The organism is Streptomyces sp. CNZ287, from assembly GCF_007827615.1.
Map to the genome: position 1 here is coordinate 268,241 of NZ_VISV01000008.1, position 15,812 is coordinate 284,052.

Consider the following 15,812-nt stretch of genomic DNA (forward strand, 5'->3'; position numbering starts at 1 on the left):
CGGACCGTGGGCAGGGGGCGTAGGCTCGAAGACTCGGATGTACCGCTTCCCCGGGAGGGAAACATGCCCGCGCTGAGGTCCCGTACCGTCACCCACGGCCGCAACATGGCGGGCGCCCGCGCCCTCATGCGCGCCTCGGGCGTAGCGAACGAGGACATCGGCAAGCCCGTCGTCGCGGTCGCCAACAGCTTCACCGAGTTCGTCCCGGGGCATACGCACCTGGCGCCCGTCGGCCGCATCGTCTCCGAGGCGGTCAAGGCCGCCGGCGCGGTGCCGCGCGAGTTCGACACGATCGCGGTGGACGACGGCATCGCGATGGGCCACGGCGGGATGCTCTACAGCCTGCCCTCGCGCGACCTGATCGCCGACTCCGTGGAGTACATGGTGGAGGCGCACTGCGCCGACGCCCTGGTGTGCATCTCCAACTGCGACAAGATCACCCCCGGGATGCTCATGGCCGCCCTGCGGCTGAACATCCCCACGGTCTTCGTCTCCGGCGGCCCCATGGAGGCCGGCCGCGCCACCCTCGTGGACGGCACGGTCCGCAAGCTCGACCTGATCGACGCCATGGTGGACGCGGCGAACGACGGCGTCTCCGACGCCGACGTGCTGCGCATCGAGGAGAACGCCTGTCCCACCTGCGGCTCCTGTTCCGGCATGTTCACCGCCAACTCGATGAACTGCCTGACCGAGGCCATGGGCCTCTCCCTCCCGGGCAACGGATCGGTGCTCGCCACCCACACCGCGCGCAAGGCGCTCTACGAGGCCGCGGGCCGCACGGTCGTCGAGCTGACCACGCGCTACTACGAGCAGGACGATGAGACGGTCCTCCCGCGGAACGTGGCGAGCCGCAGCGCCTTCGAGAACGCGATGGCCCTCGACATCGCCATGGGCGGCTCGACGAACACGATCCTGCACCTGCTGGCCGCCGCCCAGGAGGCCGGCCTCGACTACGGGCTGGCGGACATCGACGCCGTCTCCCGCCGGGTGCCGTGCCTGGCCAAGGTCGCGCCGAACGTCGCCCCCGGCGGGACGTACTACATGGAGGACGTGCACCGCGCGGGCGGCATCCCCGCCATCCTCGGCGAGCTGTACCGCGCGGGACTGCTCAACGAGGACGTGCACGCGGTGCACTCCGACTCGCTCGCGGACTGGCTCAAGCGGTGGGACGTCCGCGGCGGCTCCCCGTCGCCCGAGGCCGTCGAACTGTGGCACGCGGCGCCCGGCTGCGTGCGGTCGGCGGCGGCGTTCTCGCAGTCCGAGCGCTGGGAGTCCCTGGACACCGACGCGGAGGGCGGCTGCATCCGCTCGCTGGAGCACGCGTACTCGAAGGACGGCGGTCTCGCGGTGCTCAAGGGCAATATCGCGGTGGACGGCGCCGTGGTGAAGACCGCGGGCGTCGACGCCTCGATCCTCACCTTCGAGGGCCCGGCCGTCGTCTGCGAGTCGCAGGAGGAGGCGTGCGACAAGATCCTCGGCAAGCAGGTCAAGGAGGGCGATGTCGTCGTCATCCGCTACGAGGGCCCCAAGGGCGGCCCCGGCATGCAGGAGATGCTGTACCCGACGTCGTTCCTGAAGGGCCGCGGCCTGGGCAAGGCGTGCGCGCTGGTCACCGACGGCCGCTTCTCCGGCGGCACGTCGGGGCTCTCCATCGGCCACGCCTCGCCCGAGGCGGCGGCGGGCGGCGCGATCGCGCTGGTCGAGGACGGCGACCTGATCCGTATCGACATCCCGAACCGCGGCATCGAGCTGCTGGTCGACGAGCAGACCCTGGCCGAGCGCCGCGCGGCCCTCGGCGGGCGGTACGCGCCGGAGAACCGCGAGCGCAAGGTGTCCACGGCCCTGCGGGCGTACGCGGCGATGGCGACCAGCGCCGACAAGGGCGCGGTGCGGGACGTCACCAAGCTGGAGGGCTGAGCCCGGCGCGGCCCGCAGCGGCGCGGCCGCGCCCTTACCCCGGCTCCCCCAGGGGCGGCCTTCGGCCCGTCCCCAGGGGGGCGGGACACGCCGCGGAGGGCTCCGCGATAATCGGGTGCGTGAGCGACAACCAGCAGTCAGAGAGCCACGACGGCGCGCCGCTGCCCGAGACCCTGCGGTTCTTCGGCACCACCTGGGTCGACCGCTCGCGCGGCTACTGGGCCCGCCGCGTCGGCGTCGCCGTCCTGGCCCTGGTGCTGGCCGCAGCCGGCGCGTTCGTGCTGGCGCTGTCGTACAACGGCCTGCAGCTCGCCGACAGCGGCGGCATCATCCAACTGCTGATGATCGCCGCCTTCGCGGTCTGCAGTTCGCTCGCCTTCACCCGCACCCTCGGCGGCTTCAGCCGCCCGCACGAGGCCGGGCCCGCGGACAGCTCGTGGCGGCCGATCCGGGTCATAGGCTTCGTCGGCGTGCTGCTCGCGTACACGGTGCGCAGCTTCGCCGAGGCCCCCGGCGAGGGGATGCTGCGCAAGGACTACGAGCACCGGCTGGAGCAGCACGCGCGCCGCCGCTCGTCCCGTACGGGCAACCCCGCCAAGCGCAAGCGCAAGAAGCGCCGCTGACCCGCCCCGGGCCCCACGCCCCCCACGCCCCCCACGCCTCCCCGCGCCGCCTACGCCCCCTCCCGCGCCCCCGCGGACGCCGCCACCCACCCGTCCGCCAGGTCCGCCAGCCGGTGCGCCGCCGCCGTGGTCCGCTCCCGGTCGCCCGTGTTCAGCATGTCGATCTGCAGCCCCGCGAAGGCCGCGTTGAGCAGCGTCGCGTAGCCCGTCGCCGCCTCCGCCGGCACCCCCCGGTCGCGGAACCAGCCCGCGACGAACTCCACCCGGTCCGCCAGCAGCCGTGACGTCGCCCCGCCCAGCCGGTCCCCGGCGGCGAGCCCCTCGATCTCGTGGATGAGCCGGGTGAGGGGCAGATGCTCGGGCGTCAGGTGGTATTCCCACGTGGCCCGTACGACCTCGCCCATGCCCATCTCGCCGTCGGCGCCGGGCAGCCCGGCCAGCCACTCCCGCTGCCGCTCGTCCAGCCGCGCCAGCGTGGCGGCCAGCAGGTCGGCCTTGTCGGCGAAGTGGTGCGTGAGCACCCGCGTGCTCTGCCCCAGCTCCTTGGCCAGCGGCCGCATCGACAGGGTGGCGAGGCCGTGGTCCACGAGGTAGTCCACGACCGAGTCGAGCAGGGCGGTCTTGCGGGCCGGGTCGGCGGGTCTGGGCATGGCACTCCTGGTACGGGCCGCCAGGACACCCGCGTACGCACCCGTGGAGCGCACGTACGCGCAGGGGCCCGGAAACCGGTGGACGCCATTAGGGTAACGACTGTTACCTTAATGGCATGGACGAGAATCCCACCCTGCAGAAGGCCGCATCACCTCTCCGCCGCTCCCTGCCGGGCTGGCTGATCGCGCTCACGCTGACGACCTTCACATTCTCCACCGACGACTACCTCGTCGCGGGCGTGCTCCCCGGCATCGCCGACGACCTGGACGTCTCCGAGGCCGCGGTCGGGCAGCTCGTCACCGTCTTCTCCCTGGTGCTCGCGCTCGCCGCCCCCGTCGCCTCCGTGCTCACCGCGACCTGGCCCCGCCGCCCGCTGTTCACCGCCGCCCTCGCGGTGTTCGCCGCCGCGAACTTCGCCATGCCGCTCGTCGCCTCCTTCCCCGTCCTCATGGCCCTGCGGGTGGCCGCCGCGCTCGCCGCCGCCATCGTGGTGCCCGGCGCCCTCGGCGCCGCCGCGGCCCTCGCCCCGCCGGAGCGGCAGGGCCGCTACATGGGCACCGTCTTCGCCGGGCTGACCACGTCCCTGCTGCTCGGCGTCCCGCTCGGCACCTGGGTCGGCGCGGTCGCCGGCTGGCAGGGCGCGTTCGTCCTCGGCGGCCTCCTGGGCGTCGCCTCCCTCGCCGCCCTGTACGCGACCCTGCCCGAGCCGCCCCGCGGCGAGGCCCTGCGGCTGGCCGACCGGCTGACCCCGCTGGCCCGCCCCGCGCTGCTCCTCGGCCTCGCCGCCACCGCCGTCGCCGTACTCGGCAACCTGATGGTGGTCACGTACCTCGCCGTCTACCTCCGCGACCTCGCGGGCGTCGGCCCCACCGGGCTCGGCGTGATCTTCGTGCTGGCCGGCGCCGCCGGCATCGCCGGCAGCCAGCTCGGCGGCCCCGCCGCCGACCGGTGGGGCGCGGAGCGCGCGCTGCTGATGGGCTGCGGCGCGTTCGCGCTGGTGATGCTCGGGCTCGTCGCCTGCTGGCGGCTGCGCCCCGCGCCGCTGGTGCTGGTGGTGCCGCTGCTCCTGCTGTGGTCCGCGGCGGCCTGGTGGATCCCGCCGGCCGCCAGCGCCCGGCTGCTGCGCCTCGCGGGACCGGCCGGCGCCCAGGCCCTCGCGCTCAACAGCAGCGCCGTCTACCTCGGCGTCGCCGCAGGCGGCGCGGTCGGCGGCGTCCTCCTCGACGCGTACGGCAGCGGCGCGCTCCCGGCCGGCGCGGCGGCGGCGCAGCTCGTGGCACTCGCCCTGTTCGGCCTCGCCTCCCGCCGGGCCACTCAGGGGAAACCCTGAGGCCCGCCCGGGGTCACCCCCAGACGACCCGGACATGTGTCAGTACTCTTTGACAGGTGGTTGCGCCACCTGTCAGCTTGGACTGACACACCGACGCACGAAGGGGCCGCAGATGGCACGGACGCCCGCTCCGGCCCCGTCCGGAGACGAATTGCTCAAGGTCCTCGCCGCGCTCGGCAATCCGCACCGCCTGCGGATCGTCGCCGCGCTGCACCAGGGCCGGAACTACGTCAGCCGGCTGGCCCGCGAGATCGGCATGAGCCGCCCGCTGCTGCACATGCACCTGCAGCGGCTGGAGGCTGCGGGCCTGATCACCGGCTCGCTGGAGCTGTCAGCGGACGGCAAGGCGATGAAGTTCTACGAGGTGGTCTCGTTCCGGTACGAGCTGACCCCCGAGCTGATCGCGGAGGTCGCCCGCACCCTCGGCGACGGTGACGGCGAGCCGGAAGGCGAGCCCCCCGGGAAGGACAAGGCCCGTACCGGGAAGCCCGAGACGGTGAAAGAGGAAGCCACATGAACGAGCAGACGGTGCACCTCGCCGACAGCGGCGACACGGTCGGTGCCGTGGTCGGCGCGGTCGGTGCCGCCGGGTTCTTCGCGCTGCTGATCGTGGTGGTCTGGCAGATCGCCGCCACCTGGCGGGCCAAGATGCTCGCCGCCCGCGAGGAGCAGTACCGGCAGCTGGCCATCAAATACCAGCAGTTGCTGGAGGACAACCTCGAACTGCACCGCCGCAGCATTGACGAACTCACCGAGGCGCGGCGCTCCATCACCTCGATGGAGAAGATGATGCGCGAGATCGAGTAGCACCGGCATGCGTACGGGCCGGAAGCGGCAACTTCCGGCCCGTACGAGGACGAAGTAATCCCCGGCACACTTCCGCGCCACGGCCAGGTCGGCAAACCACAGCGGCCGCGGTGCGGGTCAGTCGTGCGCCGACTCACCTCTTTCAGAAGGAGACCATCCCATGTCCGCTCGGATCAAGCAGCTCGTGGCTGCACCCGGAGGGCAGCGCACGAAATGGCTGGTACTGGCCGCCTGGATACTCCTCTTGGTCGCGCTCGGCCCGCTGGCCGGCAAGCTCGGCGACGTCGAGGACACCGGCCCCAACGCCTTTCTGCCGCGCAGCGCCGAGTCCGCCGAGCTGAACACGGAGCTGGAGAAGTTCCGCGGCGATCCCGAGGACGAGGTCATGCCCGCGGTCGCCGTCTACAGCGTGCCGGAGGGCGCGATGACGGACGCCGGCCGGCTGAAGGCGGAGGCGGACGTAAGGGCCTTCGCGCCGTACGTCGCCGCGGGCGAGCGCGTCACCCCGCCCATGCCCTCCGACGACGGCGGCGCGCTGATGACCATCGTGCCGATCACCGACGAGGACGACCTCACCGACACCGTCGAGGACGTACGCGAGGTGGCCGCCGACGGCGCCCCGCCGGGCGTCGACGTGGAGGTGGGCGGCCCGGCGGCCTCCCTCGCCGACTCCGTCGCCGTCTTCGACTCCCTGGACGCGACGCTGATGCTGGCTACCCTGGCCGTCGTCACCGTCCTCCTGCTGATCACGTATCGCAGCCCCGTCCTGTGGCTCTTCCCCGTGCTGGCCGTCGGCTTCGCCGCCGTCCTCACCCAGGCCGCCACGTACCTCCTCGCCAAGCACGCCTCCCTGCCCGTCGACCCGCAGGCGGCGGGGATCCTGATGGTCCTCGTCTTCGGCGTCGGTACGGACTACGCGCTGCTGCTCATCGCCCGCTACCGCGAGGAGCTGCACCGCCACGAGAACCGCCACGAGGCCATGCAACTGGCGCTGCGCCGCTGCTTCCCCGCGATCCTCGCCTCCGCGGCGACCATCGCGGTCGGCCTCTCCTGCCTGTACTTCGCCGACATCAGCTCCTCCCGCTCCCTCGGCCTGGTCGGCGCGGTCGGCGCGGTGTGCGCGTTCCTCGCGCTGGTCACGGTGCTGCCGACGCTGCTGGTGATCGTCGGCCGGTGGGTCTTCTGGCCGTTCGTGCCGCGCCACGGCACCCCCGTGCACGGGCACCGCACGGTGTGGTCCCGGATCGGCGCCGCGGTCGCGCGCCGCCCGCGCTGGTCGTGGCTGATGTCGCTGGGCGTGACCGCCCTGCTCGTGTTCGGCGTCGTCGGCATGGACTTCGGTCTGAAGCAGTCGGAACTGTTCCAGGACAAGCCCGAGTCGGTCGTCGCGCAGGAGCGCATCTCCGCGCACTACCCCTCCGGCGCCTCCGACCCGGCCGACATCGTCACCAACGCCGACGCGAAGGACGCCGTACGGGCCGCGGCCGGGAAGGTCGACGGCGTGGCGGGAGTCGCGGACGGCGGCACCACCGGCGACCTGGCCGCCCTGCGTGTCACCCTCGACGACGAACCCGACTCGGACGCCGCCAAGGACACCATCGACGACCTGCGCGCCGCCGTGGGCGCCGTCGACGGTGCGGACGCCCTCGTCGGCGGCACGACGGCGGAGGCGCTGGACACCCAGCGGGCGGCGGACCGCGACCTGCGGGTGGTCGTGCCGATCGTGCTGCTGGTGGTCTTCCTGGTGCTGATCGGGCTCCTCCGCGCGCTGGTGGCGCCCCTCGTCCTGCTCGCCACCGCCGTGCTGTCGAACGTGGCCGCGCTGGGGGCGTCGTACCTCCTCTTCGACCACGTCTTCGACTTCGCCGCGGTCGACTGGTCCATCCCGCTGATGGGCTTCGTCTTCCTGACCGCGCTCGGCATCGACTACAACATCTTCCTCATGACCCGGGTGAGGGAGGAGGTCGCGCTGCACGGCCACGCGAAGGGGGTCCTCACCGGCCTGACGTCGACCGGTGGCGTGATCACGTCGGCGGGCATCGTGCTGGCCGCCACGTTCTCGGTCTTCGCCGGGCTGCCGCTGGTGACGATGGCGCAGTTGGGCGTGCTGGTCGGGGTGGGCGTGCTGCTGGACACCTTCCTGATCCGCACGGTCATGGTGCCGGCGCTGGCGCTCGACCTGGGGAAGTGGACGTGGTGGCCGGGCGCCCTCTTCCGGCAGGAGACGCGGCGCCCGCCGGCGGCCGCGGACACGGCGGCCGGGCTGCCGGAGGCGGATCGCGTACGGGCCTGAGGGCTCCGGTCCGTACGGCGACAGGGGCACCCGGCTCGCCGGGTGCCCCCGCGCTCCTTGACAGCGCTCCGGGTCCCCACGATGTTCCACGCATGGTGAATATCGGACCGGGGGCCGTCCACGCCCGCGGGCTGTCCGTGGTCCGCGGCGGGGCCACCGTCCTCCACGACCTCGGCTTCGACGTCCCGCGCGGCCAGGTCACCGGCCTCCTCGGCCCCTCCGGGTGCGGCAAGACCACCCTCATGCGCGCCATCGTCGGCACCCAGGCCCGCGTCACCGGCACCCTCGACGTGCTCGGCGCGCCGGCCGGCGCCGCCCGCCTGCGCCACCGCATCGGCTACGTCACCCAGGAGCCGTCCGTCTACCGCGACCTGACCGCCCGGCAGAACCTCGACTACTTCGCCGCCATCCTCGAACCCGGCACCTCCCGCGCCGAACGCCGCACCCAGGTCGCCCGCGCCCTCGCCGACGTCGACCTCACCGGCGAGGGCGACCGGCTCGCAGGCCGCCTCTCCGGCGGCCAGCTCGCCCGCGTCTCCCTCGCCGTCGCGCTCCTCGGCCGCCCGGAACTGCTGGTGCTCGACGAGCCGACCGTCGGCCTCGACCCCGTACTCCGGCGCGACCTGTGGGCGCTGTTCCACGAGATCGCCGCGGAGCGCGGCGCCACGCTGCTCGTCTCGTCGCACGTGATGGACGAGGCGGAGCGCTGCCAGCGGCTGATGCTCATGCGCGCGGGCCGGATCCTCGCCGACGACACCCCGGACGGGCTGCGCGAGCGGGTCGGCAGCGAGACCGTGGAGGAGGCGTTCCTGCGGCTCGTGGCGGCGGCCGAGCAGCGGGAGCGGCGCGAAGGCACGGACGGGGACGGGGACCGCGGGGACGGCGCCCCGTGAACGCCACCCGCACCCTCGCCACCGCGCGCCGCGTCCTGCGGCAACTCGGCCACGACCGCCGCACCGTCGGCCTCATCCTGGGCGTGCCGCTGGTCATGATGACGCTGCTCTACGGGGTCTTCGACGGCGACAAGCGCACCTTCGACTCCATCGGCGCCTCCCTGCTCGGCATCTTCCCGCTGATCACCATGTTCCTGGTGACCTCCATCGCCACCCTGCGCGAACGCACCTCCGGCACGCTGGAACGGCTGCTCGCCATGCCGCTGGGCAAGGGCGACATGATCCTCGGCTACGCGCTCGCCTTCGGCACCCTGGCCGCGGTCCAGGCGTCGCTCGCCGCGGGGCTCGCCGTCTGGGTCCTGGACCTGGGCTTCGCCGGGTCGCCCTGGCTGCTGCTCGTCGTCGCGCTGCTCGACGCTGGAGGCGATCTCCGACGCGATGCCGATGTCGTACGCCGTGAACGGCATGAACCAGATCCTGGACCACGAGGAGGTGACCGGCGACTTCCTCCGCGACGTCGCCGTCGTCGGCGGCAGCGCGGTGCTGGTGCTCGGCCTCGGTGCGGTGACGCTCCGGCGCCGTACGGCGTGACCTGCCGGCATGTCCTGGCGACGTGACCTGCGGACCCGTCCGGGCTGTGGATAACTTCGCGGGGTGCCGGGCCGCGGTGCGAGGATGGACCGCATGACCCAGAAAGTCGCCGTACTCGGCGCCGGAAAGATCGGCGAGGCGCTGCTCTCCGGCATGATCCGCGCCGGGTGGTCGCCCGGCGACCTGCTCGTGACCGCCCGCCGCCAGGACCGCGCGGAGGAGCTGCGCCATCGCTACGGTGTCGAGCCCGTCTCGAACGGGGACGCCGCCAAGCGCGCCGACACCCTCATCCTCACCGTCAAGCCGCAGGACATGGGCACGCTGCTGGACGACCTCGCGCCGCACGTGCCGGCGGACCGGCTCGTCGTCTCCGCCGCGGCCGGCATCCCCACGGACTTCTTCGAGGAGCGGCTGCCGGAGGGCGCCCCGGTCGTCCGCGTCATGCCGAACACGCCGGTGCTCGTGGACGAGGGGATGTGCGTCATCTCCGCGGGGAAGCACGCCGTGGAGCAGCACCTGGCGCGGACCGAGGAGATCTTCAAGCCCGTCGGCAAGACGCTGCGCGTCCCCGAGGCGCAGCAGGACGCCGCCACCGCCCTGTCCGGCTCGGGACCGGCGTACTTCTACTTCCTCGTGGAGGCCATGACCGACGCCGGGATCCTCCTGGGCCTGCCGCGCGAGAAGGCCCACGACCTCATCGTGCAGGCCGCGATCGGCGCCGCGGTCATGCTGCGCGACAGCGGCGAGCACCCGGTCAAGCTCCGCGAGGCGGTCACGTCCCCCGCGGGCACGACGATCAACGCGATCCGCGAGCTGGAGAACCACGGCGTACGGGCCGCGCTGATCGCGGCGATCGAAGCCGCTCGCGACCGCAGCCGAGAGCTGGGCACGGGCCCGGCGCCGGACGCCAAGCGGTCGTAGGGAAGCCGGAGATGACAGCGCAGCCGCCCCCGCCTGCCGGACCGGGCACGTCCGGACCGGCCGCGTCCGGACCGGACCTGTCCGGGCGGGAGCCGATCCGGGTCCTGCTCGCGGACGATGAGGCCATGGTCCGCGGCGGGGTGCGGGCCATCCTCGCCGCCGCGGCGGACATCGAGGTCGTCGCCGAGGCCGGCGACGGCCGCGAGGCCGTCGAGCTGACCCGGCGGCACCGCCCCGACGTCGCGCTGCTCGACATCCGCATGCCCGTGCTCGACGGCCTGGGCGCCGCCGCCGAGCTGCGCCGGGCCGCGCCCGGGACGGCGGTGGTGATGCTCACGACCTTCTCCGAGGACGAGTACATCGCGGGCGCCCTCGACAGCGGCGCCGCCGGCTTCCTGCTCAAGTCCGGTGATCCGTACGAGCTGATGGCCGCCGTCCGCGCCGCCGCGGGCGGCGCCTCGTACCTCTCGCCGCACGTCGCCCGCCGCGTCATCCAGCGGGTCAGCGGCGGCCGGCTGACCCGGGAGAAGGAGGCGCGCGAGCGCGCCGCGGCGCTCACCCCGCGGGAGCGCGAGGTGCTGGCCCTCGTCGGCGCCGGTCTGTCGAACGCGGAGATAGCCGGCCGCCTGCACCTGGTGGAGGGCACGGTGAAGGCGTACGTCAGCCAGGTGCTGGCCCGCCTGGAGCTGAGGAACCGGGTCCAGGCCGCGATCCTCGCCTACGAAGCCGGGCTCGTCGGCGAGGACGCAGGGCCCCCGGCGCAGGGCTCGCCGTAACCCGCGGCGTCCGCCGCGCGGGCACCGCCGCCGGTGCCCCCGTCCGTGCGCCGCCGCAGCCGGAGGGCCCGTACGCCCTCGTGCAGCAGCGTGATGCCGAACGCGAGCCCCAGCCCCAGCGCCACCCCGCGCAGCGGCTCGTCCTCGAAGGCCGCGCCGCCGGCGTAGCCGAGCGTCGTCCCGTACGCCGCCCAGGTCACCGCCGCGACGACCGCGTAGCGCGTGAAGGTCCGGCGCGGAAAGCCCGTCGCCCCCGTCGTGAGCGTGGCCGCCGTCCGGCCGCCCGGGATGTAGCGCGCCACGACGAGCACCAGCCCGCCCCGCTCCGCCAGCATCCGCCCCACCCGCTCGTACGCCCGCTGCGCCCGGCTGCCCGGCCGCAGCCGGTCGAAGACCCGCGGCCCGGCCCGCCGCCCGATGGCGTACGAGATGTGGTCCCCGGTCAGCGCCCCCAGCGCCGCCACCGCGGCCACCAGGACCGCGTCCGGCTGCCCGCCGGCCGCGGCGAACACCCCCAGGGTGATCACCAGCGTCTCGCTCGGCACCACCGGGAAGAAGCCGTCCAGCGCGGCGATGCCGAAGAGCGCCAGGTACACCCACGGGGTGCTGACCACGCCCTCGACGGCGTGGATGATCGCGTCATTCATGCGGTTCACGCTAGGAACGCGGCCCGTGCGCCACCGCGCACGGAAGTCAGGACCTCCCCATGACTTTCGTCAGGTGCCCGGCGGCCCCCGCCCCCCGTACCGTGGCCGCATGACCGGCACCGACCGGCTGCCCGGCACCCCGCGTCGCACGCTGCCCGACCGCCTCCGCCCGAGCCGCCCCGCAAGCGACCCCCCGGAGAGGGACCCCCGGGACGGCGACCGCCCCGCCCCGGCCGCCGCCCTCCGCCGCCTCCTGCGCAGCGAACGCGCCGCGGACCTGCTCCTCTGGCTCGTCCTCACCCTCCCCGCCGTCTACGCCGCCGGCCTCCCCGGCGCCGAGCAGGCCGCCGGCGTCGACCTGCGCTGGATACGCATCGCCGCCGTCCCCCTCCTCGCCCTCGCGGTGGCCGTCGGCCGCTCCCGCCCCCTGCTCGCCGCCGCGATCCCCGCCGGCCTCGCGCTGGCCGCGACGCCCGAGCTCTTCACCAACCAGTTCGTCCTCGCCCAGGTCGCCCTCTCCTTCCTCCTCGGCCGCCGCGCCGACCGCCCGCGCCGGGTACTCGCGCTCTTCTGCGCCGTCGCCGCGGCCGGCCTCGTCCTCGTCCGCGCCGTTCCCGACGCGACGTTCGCCGGCTGGGCGACGCTCGTGCTCACCGTGCTCTTCGCGATGGTGCTCCCGTGGCTCCTCGGCCGGTACGCGCGCCAGCACGCCGCGCTCGTCAGCACCGGCTGGGAGCTGGCGGAGCGGCTGGAGCGCGAGCAGGAGCTGACCGCCGACCGCACCCGGCTGCGCGAGCGCTCCCGTATCGCCGGCGACATGCACGACTCCCTCGGCCACGAACTGACCCTCATCGCCGTACGGGCCGCGGCCCTCCAGGTCTCCCCCGGCCTCGACGAGCCCGCCCGCAAGGAGGCCGCCGAACTCCGCGAGGCCGCGGCGGCGGCCACCGAGCGGCTGCGCGAAGTCATCGGCGTGCTCCGCGAGGACGACGAGGGCGCGCCCGCGCACCCGGCGGACGGCAGGGTGGAGGAGCTGGTCAAGCGGGCGGCCGCGTCGGGGATGGAGGTGGAGCTCGTACGCGACGAAGGCGGAGACCGGACCGCCTCCCACGACCCGTCCCCGGACGGCGAACCTCCCGCCCCCCTCCCGCCGGTCGCCGACCGGGCGATCCACCGTGTCGTCCAGGAGGCGCTGACCAACGCCGCCAAGCACGCCCCGGGCGCCCCCGTGACCGTCCGGCTCCGCCGCGACGGCGACCACGCCGAGGTCACCGTCGTCAACGGCCCGCCGCCCCCGCGTACGGCAAAAGCTCTGAAAGCCTCAGAAACCCCCGGCGGCTACGGACTCGTCGGCCTCGACGAACGCGTCCGCCTCGCCGGCGGCATCCTCCGTGCACAGCCTGTGGACGGCGGATTCTCCGTCACCGCCCGCCTCCCCCTCACCCCCGGCGCCGCCCCCGCCCCGCCGCGCGAGTACGCCGCCCGGCGCGAACTGGCCGCCGCGCGCCGCCGCGTACGCCGCGGCATCCTCGACGCGATCTGGATCCCGGTCGTCGGCACGATCGTCCTCGGCGCACTCCTCTTCGGCGTCGACCTCTACACCTCGTACCGCTCCGTCCTCGACGCCGGCACGTACGACTCGTTCCGCATCGGCCAGCCGCGCGACGCCGTCGAGCGACGCCTCCCCGCCTACGAGGCCGACGTCAACACCCGCCCCGCCGCCGCCCCCGCCGACCCACCGGGCACCGACGACTGCGTCCTCTACCGCACCACCCCCTTCACCCTCGATCCGTCCTACCGCCTCTGCTTCACCGACGGCCGCCTCTCCCACAAGGACAAGGTCGACGCCGATCCGTAGCCCCGCCCACCCGGGGGTTACCCCCACCCGCGCCCGGTGGCCCGCAGGATGGGGCGCGGGCGCGCCCCTCCGTAGCGTCGTACGACATGAAGCCGAAGCCCGCAGCCCTCGCCGCCCCCGCGCTCGCACTGGCCCTCGCCGCCGTCGCGACCGCCTGCACCCAGGCGGTCGGCGACGGCAAAGCCGAGCACCGCACCTTCCGTATCGGCGCCGACGCCACCACCCTCACGATCGACGCCGACGACACCGCCGTGGAGCTGGTGCCCGTCGACCGCGAGGACGGCGAGATCGACGTCACCCGCTGGTTCAAGGCCGAGAAGTGGAACGGCGACGTCGGCACCACGTGGTCCGTCGACGGCGACACCCTGCACTTCCGCACCAAGTGCAGCGGCGTCGTCGTGAGCTGCGACTCCCGCTACCGCGTCGAGGTACCGCGGAACCTCGACGTCGAGATCGACGGCAGCGACGGCCGCATCGAGGCGAACGGCTTCGACACCCGCCTCGACATCAGGAGCGGCGACGGCGCGGTGGAGGTCGCGGACGCCGGCGGCCCTCTGAACATCGAGGCCCGCGACGGCTCCGTACGCATCGCCGGCGCAGCCGGCCCGGTCGACCTCGACGCCCGCGACGGCTCCGTCCGCGCCACCGGCCTCACCACCACCCGCGTCACCGCCGCGCTCGGCGACGGCAGCCTGCACCTGGGCTTCACCGAAACCCCGGACCAGGTCACCGCGGAGACCCGCGACGGCGGCCTGACGCTGGAGGTGCCGAAGGCGCCGTACCGGGTGAGCACCGACGTACGCGACGGCAGCACCGACGTCACCGTCCCGCGCGACCCCGCCAGCCCGCACCGCATCAAGGCCACCACCGGCGACGGCAGCGTCACGATCCGCCCGGCGAGCTGACGGCGCCGAAGGCGGGCAGCAGCCCGGCGGCGTCGTACGCCGCGTCCACCCGCGGCCGCGCCATCCCCCGCGCCCGCTCCGCCCCGCGCGCCAGTACGCCCTCGACGTACGCGGGATCGGCACTCAGCTCCGCGTGCCGCTCCCGCACCGGCCGCAGCGCCTCCACCACGGCCTCGGCGGTATCCCGCTTGAGCTGCCCGTACGACGTGTACTCACCCGCCAGCTCCGCCGGCTTCCGCCCGCTGCACCCGGCCAGGATCTCCAGCAGATTCGCCACCCCCGGCTGCGCCTCCCGGTCGTACGTCACCTCGGCACCGCTGTCGGTCACGGCCCGCATGACCTTCCGCCGCACGGCGTCCGGCTCGTCGAGGAGATGCACGATGCCGGCCCGCGCCGCGGGCCCGTCGTCGGACTTGCCCATCTTCGACGCCGGATCCTGGAGGTTCATCACGCGCGCGGCGACGGACGGCCGGGTGACCCGCGGCACGCTGAAGACCCGCCCGTACCGCTGGTTGAACCGCTGCGCCAGATCCCGCGCCAGCTCCACGTGCTGCCTCTGGTCGTCGCCGACGGGCACCTCGTCGGCGTCGAAGGCGAGGATGTCGGCGGCCATGAGCACCGGATACGTCAGCAGCGACAGCCGCACGCTCCCGCCCTTGGCCCGCTCCCGCGCGGCCTTCTCCTTGTACTGGATCATCCGCCGCATCTCCCCGTCCGCGGCGGTGCACTCCAGCAGGTACGACAGCCGCACGTGCTCGTCCACGTGACTCTGCACGTACACCGTGCACAGGCCGGGATCGAGCCCCGCGGCCAGCAGCAGTTGCGCGGCCTGCCGGCTCAGCCGCCGCAGCCGCGCGGGCTCGTACGACACGGTCATGGCATGCAGGTCGACGACGCAGAACAGCGCGTCCGCCTGATGCTGGTCCACCTCGACCCAGCGCCGCACGGCACCCAGGTAGTTCCCGAGCGTCAGATGCCCGGTGGGCTTCACCCCGCTGAAGATGCGCGCCCGCGGAGCCTGCGATCCGTACGCCGTCATCGTCGTCCCTCTCGTCCACATGCCGGAGACCGCCGCATCGACGGCCGGCGAGCGAGAGAGCCACGCAAAACGGCCGCCGAACCGGCGGCCGCTGAAGTCGTGCCACGCACGCACCCGAGGTCGACCGCCGTCAGGCGGCCCACCACTGCTGGGTACGTGCACGAGCTGTCATGCGCCCTACCGTACCCCGGTAGGGCCCAGACGGGGCCCTACCGGGCCGCACACAGGACCGTGGCCGGGACCGACCGGGCGCCGCTTGACACGGACGTCATGGATCCGTAAAGTTCTTCGGGTTGCCACGGGGCCGTTGAGGTTCTGGAGTGCGACGGTGGCCGTTCCTGAGGGGGCGGCTCGTCCCATCTACTCGTTGTGTGATCGTCTCCCTTCGTCGGGGTTGAATCGGCATGCCCGGTTCTTTTCGGCGGGCGGCCGGATTTTGCGCCGCCGGGACAATCCGCTACGGTTATGGAACACCGAAGGGAAACGCCCGGAGAGGCCCGGAAGGGTTTTGAAGGTAGTGTCCGTTCTTTGAGAACTCAACAGTGTGCCAAGTAATCGATG

The 15,812-nt window shown here is 73.7% G+C and carries 14 protein-coding genes and 1 pseudogene; 12 read left to right on the forward strand and 3 right to left on the reverse strand.

The window, feature by feature from the left end; all coding sequences use genetic code 11:
• Positions 1-63: 63 nt before the first annotated feature.
• Positions 64-1,917: a dihydroxy-acid dehydratase gene (ilvD, locus tag FB457_RS17465; protein WP_145782341.1), complete on the forward strand. Its 1,854-nt coding sequence runs from the start codon at positions 64-66 to the stop codon at positions 1,915-1,917.
• Positions 1,918-2,036: 119 nt separating this feature from the next.
• Entirely contained in the window at positions 2,037-2,540 is a 504-nt protein-coding gene (locus FB457_RS17470; RefSeq protein WP_047017070.1) for a hypothetical protein, read from the forward strand.
• A 50-nt stretch (positions 2,541-2,590) separates the two neighbouring features.
• Here the strand turns inward: FB457_RS17470 and FB457_RS17480 are convergent, their stop codons facing one another.
• The gene (locus FB457_RS17480; protein ID WP_047017071.1) at positions 2,591-3,190 is read right to left on the reverse strand and encodes a TetR/AcrR family transcriptional regulator; all 600 of its coding nucleotides are present in this window, start codon (positions 3,188-3,190) and stop codon (positions 2,591-2,593) included.
• 116 nt (positions 3,191-3,306) lie between these two features.
• On the opposite strand from FB457_RS17480, the gene FB457_RS17485 reads away from it, so the two are divergent.
• From FB457_RS17485 to FB457_RS17520, 8 genes and pseudogenes are all read left to right on the forward strand, one after another.
• The gene (locus FB457_RS17485; RefSeq protein WP_145782342.1) at positions 3,307-4,521 is read left to right on the forward strand and encodes an MFS transporter; all 1,215 of its coding nucleotides are present in this window, start codon (positions 3,307-3,309) and stop codon (positions 4,519-4,521) included.
• A gap of 112 nt (positions 4,522-4,633) precedes the next feature.
• On the forward strand, positions 4,634-5,038 hold the full coding sequence (locus tag FB457_RS17490; protein WP_047017073.1) for an ArsR/SmtB family transcription factor: 405 nt from the start codon (positions 4,634-4,636) through the stop codon (positions 5,036-5,038).
• A complete protein-coding gene (locus FB457_RS17495) occupies positions 5,035-5,328 on the forward strand; it encodes a hypothetical protein (RefSeq protein WP_047017074.1) in 294 nt (97 codons plus the stop codon). The genes FB457_RS17490 and FB457_RS17495 overlap by 4 nt, the downstream gene beginning before the upstream one ends.
• A 160-nt stretch (positions 5,329-5,488) precedes the next feature.
• Positions 5,489-7,621: an MMPL family transporter gene (locus FB457_RS17500; RefSeq protein WP_047017075.1), complete on the forward strand. Its 2,133-nt coding sequence runs from the start codon at positions 5,489-5,491 to the stop codon at positions 7,619-7,621.
• A 92-nt stretch (positions 7,622-7,713) separates the two neighbouring features.
• The gene (locus tag FB457_RS17505) at positions 7,714-8,514 is read left to right on the forward strand and encodes an ABC transporter ATP-binding protein (RefSeq protein ID WP_145782343.1); all 801 of its coding nucleotides are present in this window, start codon (positions 7,714-7,716) and stop codon (positions 8,512-8,514) included.
• Positions 8,511-9,105 (forward strand): annotated as a pseudogene (locus tag FB457_RS17510) (ABC transporter permease). Before FB457_RS17505 ends, FB457_RS17510 begins: the two are co-directional and overlap by 4 nt.
• A gap of 93 nt (positions 9,106-9,198) precedes the next feature.
• Positions 9,199-10,026, forward strand: a complete 828-nt coding sequence (gene proC / locus FB457_RS17515) for a pyrroline-5-carboxylate reductase (RefSeq protein WP_047017077.1) — start codon at positions 9,199-9,201, stop codon at positions 10,024-10,026.
• Between the two features lie 125 nt (positions 10,027-10,151).
• Positions 10,152-10,802 carry a response regulator transcription factor gene (locus tag FB457_RS17520; protein ID WP_240662722.1) on the forward strand — a complete coding sequence of 217 codons (651 nt, stop codon included), beginning with the start codon at positions 10,152-10,154 and terminating at the stop codon, positions 10,800-10,802.
• Here the strand turns inward: FB457_RS17520 and FB457_RS17525 are convergent.
• Entirely contained in the window at positions 10,745-11,449 is a 705-nt protein-coding gene (locus tag FB457_RS17525; RefSeq protein WP_145782345.1) for a VTT domain-containing protein, read from the reverse strand. The genes FB457_RS17520 and FB457_RS17525 overlap by 58 nt on opposite strands.
• A gap of 109 nt (positions 11,450-11,558) precedes the next feature.
• Here FB457_RS17525 and FB457_RS17530 point away from each other — a divergent pair, with 109 nt between their 5' ends.
• Positions 11,559-13,307: a histidine kinase gene (locus tag FB457_RS17530; protein WP_145782346.1), complete on the forward strand. Its 1,749-nt coding sequence runs from the start codon at positions 11,559-11,561 to the stop codon at positions 13,305-13,307.
• Positions 13,308-13,393: 86 nt separating this feature from the next.
• Positions 13,394-14,212, forward strand: coding sequence for a DUF4097 family beta strand repeat-containing protein (locus FB457_RS17535; protein WP_145782347.1), 819 nt, complete (start codon positions 13,394-13,396; stop codon positions 14,210-14,212).
• Here FB457_RS17535 and trpS read toward each other — a convergent pair.
• On the reverse strand, positions 14,190-15,251 hold the full coding sequence (gene trpS / locus FB457_RS17540; protein WP_145782348.1) for a tryptophan--tRNA ligase: 1,062 nt from the start codon (positions 15,249-15,251) through the stop codon (positions 14,190-14,192). The genes FB457_RS17535 and trpS overlap by 23 nt on opposite strands.
• Between the last annotated feature and the right edge of the window lie 561 nt (positions 15,252-15,812).

Bases quoted from the DNA above. Each gene is read 5' to 3' on its own strand.
- ilvD (WP_145782341.1), top strand. From the start codon at position 64: ATGCCCGCGCTGAGGTCCCGTACCGTCACCCACGGCCGCAACATGGCG.
- FB457_RS17480 (WP_047017071.1), bottom strand. From the start codon at position 3,190: ATGCCCAGACCCGCCGACCCGGCCCGCAAGACCGCCCTGCTCGACTCG.
- FB457_RS17485 (WP_145782342.1), top strand. From the start codon at position 3,307: ATGGACGAGAATCCCACCCTGCAGAAGGCCGCATCACCTCTCCGCCGC.
- FB457_RS17490 (WP_047017073.1), top strand. From the start codon at position 4,634: ATGGCACGGACGCCCGCTCCGGCCCCGTCCGGAGACGAATTGCTCAAG.
- FB457_RS17495 (WP_047017074.1), top strand. From the start codon at position 5,035: ATGAACGAGCAGACGGTGCACCTCGCCGACAGCGGCGACACGGTCGGT.
- FB457_RS17500 (WP_047017075.1), top strand. From the start codon at position 5,489: ATGTCCGCTCGGATCAAGCAGCTCGTGGCTGCACCCGGAGGGCAGCGC.
- FB457_RS17505 (WP_145782343.1), top strand. From the start codon at position 7,714: ATGGTGAATATCGGACCGGGGGCCGTCCACGCCCGCGGGCTGTCCGTG.
- proC (WP_047017077.1), top strand. From the start codon at position 9,199: ATGACCCAGAAAGTCGCCGTACTCGGCGCCGGAAAGATCGGCGAGGCG.
- FB457_RS17520 (WP_240662722.1), top strand. From the start codon at position 10,152: ATGGTCCGCGGCGGGGTGCGGGCCATCCTCGCCGCCGCGGCGGACATC.
- FB457_RS17525 (WP_145782345.1), bottom strand. From the start codon at position 11,449: ATGAATGACGCGATCATCCACGCCGTCGAGGGCGTGGTCAGCACCCCG.
- FB457_RS17530 (WP_145782346.1), top strand. From the start codon at position 11,559: ATGACCGGCACCGACCGGCTGCCCGGCACCCCGCGTCGCACGCTGCCC.
- FB457_RS17535 (WP_145782347.1), top strand. From the start codon at position 13,394: ATGAAGCCGAAGCCCGCAGCCCTCGCCGCCCCCGCGCTCGCACTGGCC.
- trpS (WP_145782348.1), bottom strand. From the start codon at position 15,251: ATGACGGCGTACGGATCGCAGGCTCCGCGGGCGCGCATCTTCAGCGGG.